The following is a 16,507-nucleotide window of genomic DNA, read 5'->3' on the forward strand; positions in this document are numbered from 1 at the left end:
CTGCTAATCCAGATTAGCAGCCTTTTTTAAAAATTAGGAATCAACAGTGTTTTATTTACTCTGATTTTTCATTTCTTTTTCTATCATATCATAAAACTGATCGATTTTAGGCAATACCAGTATTCTTGTTCTTCTGTTTCTTGCTCTTCCCTCAGCAGTAGTATTATCTTCAAGAGGCATATATTCACCTCTTCCCGAAGCTACAAGACGTTTAGGATCAATACCGTAATCGTTTTGTAAAATTCGTACAATGGCAGTAGCACGCTTAACGCTCAAATCCCAATTATCTAAAAGTACAGGGTTGTTAATAGGCACATTATCTGTATGTCCTTCTACCATACATTCAAAGTCTGGTTTGTCTTTTACAATAGCAGCTACTTTACCTAATATCTCTTTAGCTCTGTCAGTAACTTCATATCGTCCGCTTTTAAACAACAGTTTGTCAGCGATAGAGATATACACTACTCCTTTTTCAACATTTACTTCAATATCCGGGTCGTTAACACCCACAGCTCTTTTAATACTTGTTACTAAAGCGAGTGTAACAGAATCTTTACGAGTAAGTGCATCTTGCAGCCTTGAGATTTTAAGGTCTTTCTCTTTTAAACTTTCCAACGACTTTTCAATAGTTTCGGCTCCTTTTGTAGAAAGTGTTGCAAAGTTATCCTTTGATACTTTAAGGTCTGAATTAGCCAGTTTAAGGTCTTCAATACGTGCAGCCATACCATCTTTCTCTGCAAGACAAGTATTAAGCTTAAGTGTAGTGGAATTCAGCAGATCCTGAATTTCCTTGTTTTTGTTTTCCAACTCAGCAATTTTCTTCTTAGACCCGCAAGAAGTAAGAGTTAGTGCTGCCAATGACAGTGTGATGATGATTCTTTTCATAAATTTCAGGATTTTAGTTAATGCAAAAATAATAATTAATAAGAAAAAGATTAATTAAACTACCTATAAACTATTGTTAAAATTACTACCAAATATCTTGCCATTTAAGACAAAATAGCGTACTACAATACTACGATTTTTATAGTAATTTTTATATTGATTGGGCAGTCTTTTATTTAAAAAATAAAATAATTTTAAATAAAAATAAACATGTGCTTTTAATACTGCAAATGAGTGTGAAAACTGTCCTTTTACGGCAAATTGCATACTGGCAACACCGTCCAGTGCAAGCCGTATAAACAGCACAGGAAATAATTGTTTAGCAGGTAAATTTTTCAGTAACATCCATAGCGAGTTTCTGAAATTAAGAAATGTTTTGTGTGAGCTGCTGTTTTTTAAAGTGGCACCACCTACATGATATATTACAGACTCGGCACAAAATCTAATGGTATAATTACTGTTGAAAGCTCTCCAGCATAAATCAATTTCTTCCTGATGAGCAAAAAAATCTTCATCAAAACCGCCAAGCTCCCAATAAACCTCCTTTCTTATAAAAAAGCAGGCGCCCGATGCCCAGAATATTTTGCTGTCGCTATATTGTCCGTTATCCTTTTCGATAGTATTAAAAATACGTCCCCTGCAATACGGAAAGCCATACTTATCAATAAACCCGCCTGCTGCCCCTGCATACTCAAAATAATCGTGTTTGTAATAATCCAGTATTTTGGGCTGTATAATGGCTGTTTGATTGTCTTTTTCAAAAAGTGATACAATAGGAGAGAGCCAGCCTTCGGTAACTTCCACATCCGAATTGAGCAATACGTAAATATCTTCTTTAACTTCCTTGAGAGCCTTATTATAACCACCGGCATAGCCATAGTTTTTATCGTTACGTATCAGGGTTATATCAGGGTAGTATTCTTTTAAAAAATCAACAGAATCGTCAGCAGAAGCATTATCAGCAACATATATAGCAGCCTCTGGTGAATATTTAACCACAAAAGGTAAAAATTTTTCAAGCAACTCTTTGCCGTTCCAGTTGAGTATTACGATTGCTATACTTTTCATTGATTAGTTTTAAAATCAGGAAGGTCATGTAAAAATATATATTTTCCCTGCTCATAATCCATTTGGCAAAAGTAATGATTTAGCCCGTTAGTAACCATCATATATTGTGCTTTTGCTGTCATATTATAACGCGCAATTTGGTCAAAAGTATTTTGCGATATAGCTACGTTAGGTGCTTTACATTCTATCAATAAAAATATTTCTCCATTGGGTTGAAATACAACAATATCGTATCGTTTATTTAAATTATTAATTTTAATAACCTTTTCTACGTTTATGTATGATTTTGGGTACTGCCTGTTGTCCACTAATAAGCGTATCACATGCTGCCGTACCCATTCTTCGGGAGTGAGTACAATAAATTTTTTACGGATTTCATCAAAAATAGCCACCTTATTTTCACTATTTTTGAATCGGAATGTATAGTCTGGAAAATTCAACTTTTGCATCACACAAATGTATGTTTTTTTAGAGGTTCATTACAATACCATATAACAAGAATATAAACACATTTATATAGTGGACGAGGCTTTAAAAATAGTTAATGATATAAAAGCAGGAATAATAAAGCCCATTTATTTTTTTATGGGCGAAGAACCTTATTATATTGATAAACTAACCGAATATATAGAAGATACCATACTTACCGAAGATGAAAAGGGTTTTAACCAATCAGTACTATACGGAAAAGACGTGAGTATAGAAGAAGTACTGTCTAATGCAAGGCGTTACCCCATGATGGCGGAAAGACAGGTGGTTATAGTAAAAGAAGCGCAGGAGCTTTCGCGAACTATAGATAAGTTAGAAAGTTATGCCGAAAACCCGCAACCCACCACAGTATTGGTTTTTGCTTACAAATACAAAACACTCGATAAACGTAAAAAAGTAACCAAACTACTTAATCAGGCAGGAGTAGTATTTGAAAGTAAAAAACTATACGAAAACCAAGTAGGGGATTGGATAAAACGGGTACTTTCTGGCAAAGGGTATATTATAGAGCCCAAAGCTGCTGCTATGCTGGTAGAGTTTTTAGGTAACGACCTGAGTCGTATTAATAACGAACTGGATAAACTCACTATAATATTACCCAAAGGAAGTACTGTAACTCCAAAAATTATTGAAGATAACATAGGGATCAGTAAAGATTATAATGTATTTGAATTAAGAAAGGCAATAGGGGAGCGCGACCAATTAAAAGCTTATAAAATAGCCGATTACTTCTCTCAAAACCCAAAAGACAATCCACTGGTAATGACAACAGGACTTGTGTTTGGGTTTTTCTCGCAGTTATTACAATATCATGGATTAAAAGATAAAACCCCGGGTAATGCTGCTAAAATACTGCGTGTTAACCCTTACTTTATGAAAGATTATGATATTGCCCTGCGTAACTACCCTATGAGAAAAGTGAGCAGCATAGTAGCCACATTGCGGGATATTGATGTAAAGAGTAAAGGAGTGGGAGCAAATGCCATACCGCAAAGCGATTTATTAAAGGAGATGTTGGTTAAAATTTTTAATTAGACAATTAATAGCGATATTTGCTTTCTGAATAAATTTAGAAAAACATATCATGGGAATGAACAAAAACACCATATTTGGGTGGGCATCTTTTATACTTTTCCTTATCGGAGCTGCCCTTGTACTGCTTGGTGTACTTAAATATAAAGATTATGCCATAGGCTTTTCGGTAGTAGGTATTGGCTTTTTTGCTATATCTTGGGCGTTTAATGCGCTAAAAGGCAGAGTATAAAAACATATTGCATCACAATTTTAATTACATATAAATGTCAGACGATAAGAAAGTAATATTTTCAATGTCCCGCGTTAGTAAAACGTATCAGGGGGCAAATAAACCAGTACTTAAAGATATATACCTGAGCTTTTTTTACGGAGCTAAAATAGGTATCTTAGGTTTAAACGGTTCAGGTAAATCAACTTTACTGAAAATTATAGCAGGAGTAGAAAAAAGCTATCAGGGCGATGTGGTATTCTCTCCCGGTTATACCGTAGGGTATTTAGAGCAAGAACCGCAACTTGATGAAAATAAAACCGTTATTGAAGTAGTAAGAGAAGGGGTTGCCGAAACGGTTGCACTGCTTGAAGAATTCAATAAAATAAATGACAGCTTTGGCGATCCTGAAGTATATGAAGATGCTGACAAGATGCAAAAGCTGATGGACAGGCAGGCGGAACTTCAGGATAGAATAGATGCTTCCGGTGCTTGGGAACTTGATACTAAGCTGGAAATAGCTATGGATGCGCTGCGTACTCCTGAACCTGATACTCCTATCAATGTACTATCAGGCGGAGAGAAAAGACGTGTGGCACTTTGTCGTTTACTTTTACAACAACCTGACGTTTTATTACTGGATGAGCCTACCAACCACCTTGATGCAGAAAGTGTATTGTGGCTGGAACAACACTTACAGCAATATCAAGGAACGGTAATAGCCGTAACGCACGACCGTTATTTTCTTGATAATGTAGCCGGGTGGATATTAGAACTGGATAGAGGAGAGGGGATACCCTGGAAAGGAAACTACTCTTCTTGGTTAGACCAAAAATCAAAACGTATGGAGCAGGAAGAAAAAGTAGCTTCAAAACGTCGTAAAACGCTTGAACGAGAGCTTGATTGGGTAAGGCAAGGAGCTAAAGGACGTCAAACCAAACAAAAAGCGCGTTTGCAAAACTATGACAAACTCTTGAATGAAGACCAAAAAGAGCTTGACGAAAAACTGGAAATATATATCCCTAATGGTCCAAGGCTGGGTACGAATGTTATAGAAGCTAAAGGTGTAGCAAAGGCATTTGGTGATAAATTATTATACGAAAACCTTAATTTTACCTTGCCACAAGCCGGTATAGTAGGTATAATCGGGCCGAATGGCGCGGGTAAAACTACTATATTCAGGATGATAATGGGCGAAGAAACGCCTGATAAAGGAGAGTTTACAGTAGGGGAGACTGTAAAGATTGCTTATGTTGATCAGTCGCATTCTAATATTGACCCCAATAAAACCATTTGGGAAAATTTCTGCGATGGGCAGGAACTCATCATGATGGGGGGAAGGCAAGTGAACTCTCGTGCTTACCTTAGCCGATTTAATTTTAGTGGTAGTGACCAAAACAAAAAAGTAAATACACTATCGGGTGGAGAACGAAACAGATTGCACCTTGCCATAACATTGAAAGAAGAAGGTAACGTTTTACTACTGGATGAGCCAACCAATGACCTTGATATTAATACACTACGCGCGCTTGAAGAAGGTCTGGATAATTTTGCCGGTTGTGCCGTAGTAATATCGCACGACAGGTGGTTTTTAGACAGGGTATGTACGCATATACTTGCATTTGAAGGAAACTCTGAAGTATATTTCTTTGAAGGAAGTTTCTCTGAATATGAAGAAAACAGGAGAAAACGACTGGGCGGAGATTTAACCCCGAAACGTATTAAATATAAAAAACTGATACGATAATTGATTGCTGTTCATTCTTTTTTCATAATAAGCCATATGTGTTTTGATTTAAAAGTACAGATAGTATAAATATAAATAAAAAGCGACTCAAAAATGAGTCGCTTTTTATTTATATTTAATTATTAAAATCTATATCGAATACCCAGTGCAATATCTGGACCAAAATTATCATCTCTAAAATCATCTCCAAAATAAACCTCAGGTCTCATATCTAGGGATAACTGTAGCGGTATATCAAAGTTATATTCTATACCAATATTACCGGCAACAAATAGAAAAGTACCATTATCATCATCAAATTCATCTTTGTAACGATCATCATTGTACTCCCATGTACCTAATCCGCCACCCACACCGGCATACCAGTTAAAACCTCCATCAATGTTCCAAACCCATTGGTACAATCCGGTTAGTTTCATGGCATCATAATGGTCTGAGTTACGCCATCCTAAATCAAATTCAAGTCTGTTGGCAGAACTAATAAAACGTTGATATGATACTTCACCACCAAAGCCGTCATTATCTCCAAGACGCAAACCTATTGCATTTTTATAATCCTGCGCCTTTGCACTAAATGATAAACCTACTAATATGATAGCGGTTAAAAATACTTTTTTCATAATCTCATTGGTTTTAATTGTCTATAAAAACAAAGATATATGAGTATTTTTTATAAGGAAATGTACTGTTAAATTATTAACACATATAGTTATGTTAAAATTATTCTACGGAATAATTTGTTAATACCTCTGCTTGAGAAATAGCTACTGATTCAGGAATAGGTACTTCTATAGGATATTGTGATAAATCGGATAAATGATATTCAAAATTAGTCAGCACATGTACAACTCCTATATTTTCGGCATAGTATTGTGTTGAAACTACAACATCCTGTTGTGGCATAATAGTGACAGGAATGGTAGTTCCGCCAAAGTTATATTGTAAAACAGCATCAAGACTTAACCTAATTTCTATAGGTTTTACATTGGCATAGGTTTCTCCATTAACTGAATATACTTCCAGATTGTCTTTGGCTGTAGTAGTAAGTTCATATTGAAATTCTATAGTATATCCTTCATATTCCTGTTCAATAGTACCGTTTAGTGTACCAATAACCTGGTTATTGGTCGTGTTTTCTTTAAATATAACAAGATCTGTTGCATCTATAGAAAAAGGTAATTCTTCAGAGAAATTAAACACGGCTGTACCTGTAAGTAATAATTTATCGTCTGATTTTCTTACTCCGTTATTTGCCAAAGCACTGGAAAAGAAACCAAAAGCAAGATTTTCTGTTTCAAATCTTTTATAAGTTACACTACTTATAACAGTATCATTAGCGATATAAAGATGATCATTACCGGTTCCTTCCTGTGCATCGCTGGTTACATCGTAGTCCCAGTAGTTGCCGTCAGTTAAAGGTAAAAATTCAGTTACAGATTCAACAGGAGGAGTACCGTCATCATTAGAGCACGCCAGCATAAAGAAACCCAGCCCGATAAATAACAATTTATTTTTCATGATAAAAGAAGTTAAGTTAGTGGGGCTAAATATAACTATTTTTATGGATTTTTTATGCCTTTATTAAAAAGCAGCGAAGTAATTAGTTGATTACCCAATTCGGTTTCCCTTTCAAAATATTCTTCTTCCTTTACGATTATTTCATTGGTATGCTGGTACATTTTCCAACGTCTTTTATTGTATTCCAACGCTGTAAGGTTTTCTATCCAGTCACCTGAATTTAGGTAAATAACACTACCTTTTTTATTTGTAATGGTATCTATTTTTGGTTCATGTATATGCCCGCAAATCACAAAATCATATTCATTTTCAATAGCAAGTTCGGCAGCAGTAGTTTCAAAATCTGAAATAAATTTAACTGCTTTCTTTACACTCGATTTTATTTTTTTAGAAAGCGAGTAGGGCTCTTTGCCCATTTTTACCAATAACCAGTTTATAAATCGATTTAGGAGAATTAAATAATCGTAACCTATGCCGCCAAGCTTGGCAATCCATTTGGCATGGGTTATAGAGCTGTCAAAAACGTCGCCGTGAAAAAACCATGCTTTTTTCCCATCTAACTCCAATACAACTTTATCTACAATAGAAAAATTACCCATAGAAGTATCACTGAATTTTCGTAACATTTCGTCATGGTTACCGGTAATGTAATATACTTTAGTACCTTTGGAAGCAAAATCGAGTATTTTCTTTATTACTTTAAGGTGTGATTTTGGAAAATAAGATTTTCTAAATTGCCAAATATCTATAATATCGCCGTTAAGAATAAGTGTTTTAGGTTTTATTGTTGAGAGATAGGCTAAAAGTTCTTTGGCATGACATCCATACGTACCCAAATGTACATCTGAAAGAACCACAAGATCAACAATTCTTTTTTTCATGGGATGTTTTCTGCAAAATACAACTGTTTATGTAAACTGTAGTTTATGGAATGATTACAAAACTGTTGTGTTTTTATTTTAGAATTTAATTAGTATAAATATTGACTTATAATTTATATTATGTAAAATAATAAATTAAAAATAGAACAGATATCTATTAAATGCCTGTTCTATAAATATAATTATAAGTTATTTAGCCATAATTGGGATATCCCAATTATCCCAGCTAAGGGTTACATTATTCTTATTTATACTATAAACAAGTCTTTCGTTCATTTTAGTCGATTTTTTAGGAGTAACCTTTACACGCAGTTGGTCTTTTCCTTCATCATATTTATAGGCACCCCATTGCTTGGCTTCTTTATTAAATATTACAGTTGCCGATTCTTTTTCTGGAATTACAAAAAAAGAATATGTTCCTGCCGGTAATTCTTTTCCTTCAATCATTAGAGGTTTATCTGTTGTAAAAGTAGTTGCATCATTAGCTCCTGCGCGCCATACTTTGCCATATGGCACAAGTTCGCCCCAAATTTCACGCCCTTTAACCGAGGGGCTGCTATATTCAATAGTAATGTTTGCTCCGTTTATTTTGCCTGTAGCTGTTTCTGCGGGGCTTGCTTTTTTACCTTGTGCGCTTGCAATTCCGGTAACTGATAGCATTACAATAAATAGCGCAATTTTTTTTAGATTTTTCATACTTTTTAAATTTGATTATTAATGGCTTATAAAAGTATAATGTATCGTTTAAACATAAATATACTTTAACAAACCTTTACAATAGTCTATCTTTTATGAAAAATATAATCAGAAACTATTGGCGTGCCTCCCTCCTGTTTGTAATATGATGCTATTTGCCCTCTATGATAAGTAGAATGATTGATAATATGAAACAAAATATCCCTAACCGAATTTTGAAAAGGCATTCCTTTACTGTTGGTGTATTGTATTATGTCATCTAAATCAAATGTATCTGATATTTGCAAAGAGTTTTCGTAGTTAATCTTATTTTGTTCTTGCAAAACGTTAATAGATCTCATATTCCATACACCTACATCGGCCGTTTTACCCATTATTCGAGCGTTCCATATTTCATGTGCATTAATAGTGTGGTTTAAAAGCAATACCGACTTTTTATGTATAGCACTATCTGCCATAAGTGATGCAATAATCTGGCTATTATAATGATAGGTATAATCAAAAAGTTCTTTAAAAAACGATTTCATTTAAATTTAAGTTTCGCTGCAAATAAAAATTTTTAAGTAGTTGTTTTACAGTTAAATATAAAATGTTTTTTTACAATTTACCTTCTTTTATTTCCTCTACAATTTCAGGATTTAAAAGTGTTGTAATATCTCCGAAGTTTGAATAATCGCCTTCGGCTATTTTACGCAATATTCTACGCATAATTTTTCCTGAACGTGTTTTGGGCAGCCCTGATACAAACTGTATTTTATCCAGTTTAGCAATAGGACCTATATGGCTGGAAATATGTTCGTTTATTTCTCTGCTCAAATTATCTCTGTCACGTCCCTCTCCTGATTCTTTAAGAATAATAAAGCCATATAGTGCATTACCTTTTACATCATGCGGGAAACCAACAATAGCCGATTCTGCTACCGCCGGATGTTCGTTAATAGCATCTTCAATAGGCGCTGTCCCCAGGTTATGCCCTGATACTATAACTACATCATCTACTCGACCTGTAATTCTGTAATACCCTACTTCGTCACGAAGTGCGCCATCTCCCGTAAAATATTTACCCGGAAATGCTTTAAAATATGTTTCTTTAAATCGTTGGTGATCACCCCAAATAGTTCTTGCCATACCCGGCCAAGGGAATTTTATACAAAGGCTGCCCACTACTTGATTACCCTCAATTTCATTTCGTTTATCATCCATCAATACCGGCTGCACACCCGGTAATGGCAGTGTAGCATAGGTAGGTTTTGTTGGTGTTATAAATGGTAGTGGCGATATCATAATACCTCCCGTTTCGGTTTGCCACCAAGTATCTACGATAGGCGATTTTTTCTTGCCTACATGGTCATTATACCAGTGCCAAGCTTCTTCATTAATAGGTTCTCCTACAGAGCCGATAACTTTTAGTGTAGAAAGGTTATATTTATTTACCCACTCCCAGTTTTCTTTTGCCAACGCCCTTATAGCAGTAGGCGCTGTGTAAAACTGTGTTACTTTATGTTTATCTACTACTTCCCAAAAACGCCCGAAATCAGGGTACGAAGGCACGCCCTCAAAAATTACGGTAGTTGCCCCATTGAGTAGTGGTCCATATACAATATAGGAGTGCCCTGTAATCCACCCTATATCGGCAGTACACCAAAACACATCATTTTCTTCATAAGCAAAAACATTTTTAAAGGTATAGGCAGAATATACCATGTATCCTGCGGTAGTATGCAACATTCCTTTAGGTTTTCCTGTAGAACCTGATGTATAAAGTATAAACAAAGGGTCTTCGGCATCCATAATTTCAGCTACATTATTGGGTTGCGCCTCGTCCAGTAACGGCTGTAGCCATTTATCGCGCCCTTCCTTCATATTTACGGCAGTATTCGTTCTTTTAACAACCAATACATTTTCTACACTATCACATTTTTCGAGCGCTTCATCTATAATACCTTTCAGGTCGATGGTTTTACTACCGCGAAAACCACCATCGGAAGTAATTACCATTTTACAGCCACTATCGTTTATCCTGCTGGTAACGGCAGAAGCAGAAAAACCTGCAAATACAACTGAGTGTATAGCTCCTATACGGGCACAAGCCAATACGGCTATGGCAAGTTCGGGTATCATTGGCAGGTATATACATACCCTGTCCCCTTTTTGAATGCCTTGCTCGCGCAATACGTTAGCCATTTTGCAAACCCTGTCATACAGTTGGTTATAAGTAATGTGTAACGCTTCTTCATTAGGGTTGTTAGGCTCAAAAATAATTGCGGTCTTCTCTCCTCTTTTAGCCAAGTGTCTGTCAATACAGTTTTTGGTAATATTTACTTTGGCATTCAGAAACCATTTAATTTCGGCTTCCTGCATATCAAACTCTACAACTTTATCCCATTTTTGATACCAGGTAAAGTTTTCATCAGCTATCCTGTCCCAAAACTTTCGGGGTTCTCTTAAAGATTTATTATAATGTTTAAAATATTGTTCTAAGCTGCCTACCTGATAATAACTCATGTGATTAAAGTATTTTTGTGATGTTTTCCGAATGTAAATATATTAATGATAAAATATAAATCCTACATGTTTGTATAAATAAAGTTGTAAGTAACTACACTTAATCATTGCATATATCGGATAAAAGAAAATTTACTTTTCAGTTACTTTTACTTATCTTGCTGATAGTATTGACACATCTTGTAGGTATATTTTATAAATCAGTTTATATGAAAAGTACTTTTCGCTTATTTACAGTTCTTATTATATTAATCATCACTGCTGTTAATGCAGATGCACAAACGGATACCACTATTATAAAAAACGATTCGGTTACGGGCGTAAATATTCGTCAATATAAAGAAAAATTATCGCTGTTGGAGCAACAAAGTATAGCTGACTCTGTTAAAAAAGCAGGGTTACAAAAGCAATTACAGTCTTTACAAACAACTGATAATATTAAAAAGGAAGAACTGCAAAAACAATTAGCGGAGATAAACAATCGCGAGGTACAAAGGCTTGCTGAGAAAAAAGCTAAAATAGATTCGTTACGGGTAACCGCAAAAGGCTATCCGGTAGTTGGTTTCTTTAATGATACACTATTTACGGTGTATGCTAAACTTGGTAGTTTTTCTGCACATGACAGAGCTAAAGCAATAATTGAAAGAATACAGATATTAGGCGAAAATTACAATTTTGTTCCCGATTCTATAAAAATAATAAATGCTGAAACCACTACAGATATTGTAACAGGTGAAAGTATTATTATGAGTGTTTCTGAAAATGACGCACTTTGGAATAACACCTCTCAATATGATTTGGCAAAGGCTTACAGTACTATAATAAGTGATGCTGTAATGCATTATAAAGATGAAACCAGCTTTATAACGCTGGCAAAAGAAATAGGTCTTGCCATACTGGTACTGTTAGTATTAGGTATTATAATACGTTATTCAGGAAAATTATTTAAATGGACAGCACACAAAATTCAGGAACAGGAAAATAAGCGTATAAAAGGTATTACTATTAAAAATTATAACCTTTTTGATGCTAAACGGCAGATAAAGGTATTACTCATGCTGAATACACTGGCAAAATGGATAATAATACTCATACTCATATACATAGCACTCCCTATACTGTTTGGTATTTTTCCATGGACACAGCATTTTGCCGAAGCATTATTCAGTTATATCCTTACCCCTGTTAAAAAGATAACCTTTGGTTTTTGGGATTATCTGCCTAATTTAATAACCATAATTGTTATCATTTTTGTATTCCGTTATGTACTCAAGTTTGCCCGTTTTCTTAAAAATGAAATTGAAGACGGTAGTCTTGTCATAAACGGTTTTTATAAAGACTGGGCTAACCCAACTTATCAAATAATCCGGGTATTAATAATAGCCTTTATGGTAGTAGTTATATTCCCCTACCTGCCCGGCAGCGAGTCTCCCATATTCAAAGGTGTATCAGTATTTTTGGGTTTCCTCTTTACATTTGGTTCCATGGGGTCGTTGTCTAATATAATGGCCGGGTTAGTACTTACTTATATGCGCTTGTTTAAAATTAACGATCGTGTAAAAATTGGCGAAGTTGTAGGCGATGTTATCGAAAAATCGCTTTTAGTTACCCGTGTACGTACCATTAAAAATGAAATTATATCAATACCCAACTCTACTGTAATGAGTAGCCATACTATAAACTACAGCAGCGATACAGTTGATAAAGGATTGATATTGCATACCACCGTTACTTTAGGATATGATGTGCCTTGGAAAAAAATACATGAAGCTTTACTAACTGCGGCCGACAGAACCGAAATACTGCTAAAAGAACCTAAGCCTTTTGTATTGCAAACAAGTTTGGATGACTTTTATGTATCTTATCAGATAAATGCCTATACTAAAGAAGCTAATAAACAAGCTGTTATATACTCTAAACTGCACGAAAACATACAGGATTGCTGTAACGAAGCGGGCATAGAAATCCTTTCGCCACATTACAGGGCAGCCCGCGATGGCAATATGACTACTATACCCGAAAATTACCTGGATAAAGATTATACAGCACCGCCGTTTAATATTAATTTCAATAAAAAAGAATAGTGAATATTCACAGTAAACTATAAATCATATAATGGAAGAGAATATAAAAGAGGTATTATATAACCCCACGGTAGGCAAAATTGTCTTTCTTGCAATTGGTATCGGGGTCATATGGTTTATTGTAAAATTGATACAGAGAAATTTATTTTCACGCATAAAAGAAAATGACAACCGTTATAAAGCCAAAAAAATCGGTAGTTTCATTGGTTATTTCTTTACTGTAATATTGATAACTGTAGTTTTTAGCGATAAGTTGGGAGGGCTGACGGTTGCTTTTGGTGTAGCGGGTGCAGGTATTGCCTTTGCATTGCAGGAAGTAATAGCCTCTTTTGCGGGTTGGCTTGCCATAATGTTTGGCGGTTTTTATAAAACAGGCGACAGGGTTCAGCTCGGTGGTATGAAAGGCGATGTTATGGATATAGGCGTGCTGCGTACAACGCTAATGGAAACAGGGCAATGGGTAGATGGTGACTTGTATAACGGTCGTATTGTAATGGTAGCAAATAGCTTTGTTTTTAAAGAGCCTGTGTTTAATTATTCGGGAGATTTTCCTTTTTTATGGGATGAAATAAAAATACCTATCCGGTATGGCAGTAATTATGAAAAGGTAAACGAAATTTTATTAAAAGCGGGGAATGAAGTAGCCGGAAACCTCTCGGAGAAATCGCATGAAAAATGGACTGAATTACAACGTAAATATATGCTGGAGGATGCGCAGACAACCCCAATGATATCGCTTGTTGCCAATGATAATTGGGTAGAGTTTACACTACGCTATGTAGTAGATTATAAAAAAAGGAGAGTAACAAAAACAGAAATGTTTACGACTATTTTAAAAGCAGTGGAAGCTACGGGTGGCGAGGTAAAATTTGCATCGGCAACATTCCAGTTAGTAGAACCATCAGACCTGAATATTCATTTCAAAAACAAGAATTTTACGCCCAAAAGCTAATTCATTATATTAAAAACATAACCCCTAAAAACTGATTTAAAGAATTATACGTAAAAAAGGTGCTTATTGCGCCTTTTTTAATTATGCTGCGCACGAAAAAGAGCCAGTAACACTCCCGGATCTATCAATCCTGTTGATGACTTTTGCATTTCGGCAAGTACACTGCGCATAGCATAAGGGCTTAGCCCCATATTTACCCCCATTTCCCGTATGGCAATTTGCTCGTTTATGTGTAGCGTGCCATCGGCGTGCATTAATAATGCCAAGCGATAAAATTGCATTATCCGTTCATACTCTGATTTTATGACCACTTTTTTAGCTTTCTTTTCAAAAAGCTCTTCAAAAACACTTTGCTCTATTTTGAGTTGTGAAGCTACGATGGCAAGAAGCTGATATTCCCGATCGTGTACCTGCCCGTCAATTTGTGCAAAAGCAATCATTTCCGAAAGCAGGCTTAATTTTTCTTCGTAAGTACTCATCTAATTAGTATTTTTAGCTAATTTATTCTTTTATACCTAAAAAAACAAAGCATTTATGAAACGTCTATTGTTTTTATTCTGTTTACTATTTATAAATCGTGATGCGATAGCCCAAAGTACTGCTTCAGAAAACGTTAGCACAGTTACCATACATGCCCCGCAACTAAACAGTGACAGGAAACTTTTTATATACCTGCCACATAATTATAAAAAAAGCACTAAAAAATACCCTGTCATCTACATGCATGATGCTCAAAACCTATTTGACAAGCAAACCGCCTATTCCGGCGAATGGCGGGTAGATGAAATACTCGACAGTCTTAAAGCTCAGGTTATAGTAGTAGGTATTTCGCATGGCGAAGCCAAACGTATAGATGAGCTTACTCCCTACTCTAACCCCGAATATGGCGGTGGCGGAGCTGATGCCTACCTCGATTTTGTGGTAAAAACCGTTAAGCCTTATATTGACACAACCTATCGTACCCAAAAGAATAAAAAGCATACCTATATATTTGGCAGTTCGTTAGGTGGTTTGGTTTCTTATTATGCTCTATTAAAGTATCCTAAAGTTTTTGGCGGTGCGGGAGTGTTCTCTCCGTCTTTTTGGTTTACCGATGCTATTTATACTTTAACGGAAGAAACTCCTGAAATTAATAGTCGTATTTATTTTATGGCGGGAGAAAGTGAAAGCGAAACCATGATTGCTGAGTTACGAAAGATGGAAAAACTTATCCGTAATAAAATAAAGAATGAAAATTCTATTAAGGTGAAAACAGTTCCTGAAGGAAAACATAACGAGGCATTATGGGGCAAAGAGTTTACGGCAGCTTACTTATGGCTTATAGGAAAGCGTTAAATAATAAGTATCTTTGCTGAAATTAGCAACTATGAATAATAACGATGTATTTAAAAAACTGCGTGTAGCACTTCAATTACGCGATGACCAGATAGTAGAAATATTAGAACTGGTAGATTTCAGAATATCTAAGGCAGAACTGGGTGCTTTCTTTCGTAATCCCGATCATCCTAACTATATGGAATGTGGTGACCAGGTGTTACGCAATTTCCTGAACGGGCTTATTATTCATTTGCGAGGTACAAAAGAAAATCCTAAAAATGCACAGGATGTTATTGCTCAAAACAAAGCTACATTAAACTTACAAAAAGGCAATTCAAAACCTGGCATACCAGCCAATAAAGTGACTCCTGGCACTAAAAAACCTGCTCCTAAAAAGAACCATAAACCTAAAAAGGCAGAGCCTATAGTAGAGAAGGTAAAATTCAATAACGGTAAAAATAAAAAGTCGTAAATCGTTTTGCACAAGCTGGATAGCATTAATTATTTAAGTTCCGGTAACACTATACAAAAGGAAACATACAGGATTCTGACAGATAACAATATCATGCAGTATCTGTATGATTTTAATCCAATACTTGTAGGTACTATTCCTCTGGAAATAGATATTGATGGCAGTGACCTCGATATAATTTGTTACTGGCAGGATAAACAATTATTTATAGATGTTATAAATCAATGCTTTTCAGAGTATAAGGATTACACCTTACGCGAAGTGAAAATTAACGGATACCCTACTGTTATTGCTAATTTTTTTATAGAAAATTTTGAAATTGAAATTTTCGGGCAAAATATTCCTGTTGTACAACAATATGGTTACCGGCATATGATAATTGAATATAACATATTGCTCCAAAAGGGGAACGAATTTAAAAACCGAATAATAGAACTAAAAAAGCAAGGCTATAAAACGGAGCCTGCTTTTGCATTATTACTTGGTATTAAAGGTAATGACCCATACAAGAGCTTATTAGATTATGAGGTACATAAAAATTAAACGCTATTTTTAGTATATACATAAATCGCTCATAAACATTTGTTAAGTAACTTTTTGTTAAGTGTCCTCCCCGCTTGTGTTTTGTAAATTTGGGGGTAACAGTCCCG

General features: G+C 35.3%; 18 protein-coding genes. 8 read left to right on the forward strand and 10 right to left on the reverse strand.

Translation table 11 applies throughout. The features are described 5' to 3' along the window. Positions 1 to 51: 51 nt before the first annotated feature. From E0W68_RS08045 to E0W68_RS08055, 3 genes are all read right to left on the reverse strand, one after another. Positions 52 to 885 (reverse strand): OmpA/MotB family protein, encoded by an 834-nt coding sequence (locus E0W68_RS08045; protein WP_135218914.1) that lies wholly within the window; start codon positions 883 to 885, stop codon positions 52 to 54. A gap of 63 nt (positions 886 to 948) precedes the next feature. Further along, a complete protein-coding gene (locus E0W68_RS08050; RefSeq protein ID WP_135218915.1) occupies positions 949 to 1,953 on the reverse strand; it encodes a glycosyltransferase family 2 protein in 1,005 nt (334 codons plus the stop codon). Further along, positions 1,950 to 2,402 (reverse strand): type I restriction enzyme HsdR N-terminal domain-containing protein, encoded by a 453-nt coding sequence (locus tag E0W68_RS08055; RefSeq protein WP_135218916.1) that lies wholly within the window; start codon positions 2,400 to 2,402, stop codon positions 1,950 to 1,952. Before E0W68_RS08055 ends, E0W68_RS08050 begins: the two co-directional genes overlap by 4 nt. 70 nt (positions 2,403 to 2,472) lie before the next feature. Here E0W68_RS08055 and holA point away from each other — a divergent pair, with 70 nt between their 5' ends. The 3 genes from holA to ettA are packed head-to-tail and all read left to right on the forward strand — an operon-like array spanning position 2,473 to position 5,432. Beyond that, a complete protein-coding gene (gene holA / locus E0W68_RS08060) occupies positions 2,473 to 3,477 on the forward strand; it encodes a DNA polymerase III subunit delta (RefSeq protein ID WP_135218917.1) in 1,005 nt (334 codons plus the stop codon). 49 nt (positions 3,478 to 3,526) lie between these two features. Then, positions 3,527 to 3,706, forward strand: a complete 180-nt coding sequence (locus tag E0W68_RS08065; protein ID WP_135218918.1) for a CAL67264 family membrane protein — start codon at positions 3,527 to 3,529, stop codon at positions 3,704 to 3,706. Positions 3,707 to 3,740: 34 nt separating this feature from the next. After that, positions 3,741 to 5,432, forward strand: coding sequence for an energy-dependent translational throttle protein EttA (gene ettA / locus E0W68_RS08070; RefSeq protein WP_135218919.1), 1,692 nt, complete (start codon positions 3,741 to 3,743; stop codon positions 5,430 to 5,432). 122 nt (positions 5,433 to 5,554) lie between these two features. Here ettA and E0W68_RS08075 read toward each other — a convergent pair whose 3' ends face one another. The 6 genes from E0W68_RS08075 to acs form a co-directional block, all read right to left on the reverse strand. Then, entirely contained in the window at positions 5,555 to 6,052 is a 498-nt protein-coding gene (locus E0W68_RS08075; protein WP_135218920.1) for a hypothetical protein, read from the reverse strand. 100 nt (positions 6,053 to 6,152) lie between these two features. Then, entirely contained in the window at positions 6,153 to 6,950 is a 798-nt protein-coding gene (locus tag E0W68_RS08080) for a hypothetical protein (protein WP_135218921.1), read from the reverse strand. 41 nt (positions 6,951 to 6,991) lie between these two features. Next, on the reverse strand, positions 6,992 to 7,831 hold the full coding sequence (locus E0W68_RS08085) for a UDP-2,3-diacylglucosamine diphosphatase (RefSeq protein WP_135218922.1): 840 nt from the start codon (positions 7,829 to 7,831) through the stop codon (positions 6,992 to 6,994). A gap of 189 nt (positions 7,832 to 8,020) precedes the next feature. Beyond that, complete coding sequence (locus E0W68_RS08090) at positions 8,021 to 8,527, reverse strand: DUF2911 domain-containing protein (RefSeq protein ID WP_135218923.1); 507 nt, start codon at positions 8,525 to 8,527, stop codon at positions 8,021 to 8,023. A gap of 86 nt (positions 8,528 to 8,613) precedes the next feature. Continuing rightward, the gene (locus E0W68_RS08095; RefSeq protein ID WP_135218924.1) at positions 8,614 to 9,054 is read right to left on the reverse strand and encodes a DinB family protein; all 441 of its coding nucleotides are present in this window, start codon (positions 9,052 to 9,054) and stop codon (positions 8,614 to 8,616) included. Between the two features lie 70 nt (positions 9,055 to 9,124). Further along, the gene (gene acs, locus E0W68_RS08100) at positions 9,125 to 11,032 is read right to left on the reverse strand and encodes an acetate--CoA ligase (protein WP_135218925.1); all 1,908 of its coding nucleotides are present in this window, start codon (positions 11,030 to 11,032) and stop codon (positions 9,125 to 9,127) included. A gap of 209 nt (positions 11,033 to 11,241) precedes the next feature. On the opposite strand from acs, the gene E0W68_RS08105 reads away from it, so the two are divergent. Beyond that, a complete protein-coding gene (locus E0W68_RS08105) occupies positions 11,242 to 13,116 on the forward strand; it encodes a mechanosensitive ion channel domain-containing protein (protein ID WP_135218926.1) in 1,875 nt (624 codons plus the stop codon). Between the two features lie 31 nt (positions 13,117 to 13,147). Continuing rightward, positions 13,148 to 14,068 (forward strand): mechanosensitive ion channel family protein, encoded by a 921-nt coding sequence (locus E0W68_RS08110; protein WP_192824537.1) that lies wholly within the window; start codon positions 13,148 to 13,150, stop codon positions 14,066 to 14,068. A 77-nt stretch (positions 14,069 to 14,145) separates the two neighbouring features. Here the strand turns inward: E0W68_RS08110 and E0W68_RS08115 are convergent, their stop codons facing one another. Continuing rightward, positions 14,146 to 14,547 (reverse strand): excinuclease ABC subunit B, encoded by a 402-nt coding sequence (locus E0W68_RS08115; RefSeq protein ID WP_135218928.1) that lies wholly within the window; start codon positions 14,545 to 14,547, stop codon positions 14,146 to 14,148. Positions 14,548 to 14,602: 55 nt separating this feature from the next. Between E0W68_RS08115 and E0W68_RS08120 the strand changes: the two genes are divergently transcribed. From E0W68_RS08120 to E0W68_RS08130, 3 genes are read left to right on the forward strand one after another with little or no spacing between them, the layout of a single operon-like run. Continuing rightward, the gene (locus tag E0W68_RS08120; protein WP_135218929.1) at positions 14,603 to 15,403 is read left to right on the forward strand and encodes an alpha/beta hydrolase; all 801 of its coding nucleotides are present in this window, start codon (positions 14,603 to 14,605) and stop codon (positions 15,401 to 15,403) included. 31 nt (positions 15,404 to 15,434) lie between these two features. Next, a complete protein-coding gene (locus E0W68_RS08125; RefSeq protein WP_135218930.1) occupies positions 15,435 to 15,857 on the forward strand; it encodes a DUF1456 family protein in 423 nt (140 codons plus the stop codon). A 6-nt stretch (positions 15,858 to 15,863) separates the two neighbouring features. Next, the gene (locus E0W68_RS08130) at positions 15,864 to 16,400 is read left to right on the forward strand and encodes a DUF4269 domain-containing protein (RefSeq protein ID WP_135218931.1); all 537 of its coding nucleotides are present in this window, start codon (positions 15,864 to 15,866) and stop codon (positions 16,398 to 16,400) included. Positions 16,401 to 16,507 lie beyond the last annotated feature (107 nt).

The organism is Flavobacterium salilacus subsp. salilacus (assembly GCF_004634195.1).
Taxonomy (GTDB): Bacteria; Bacteroidota; Bacteroidia; order Flavobacteriales; family Flavobacteriaceae; genus Flavobacterium; species Flavobacterium salilacus.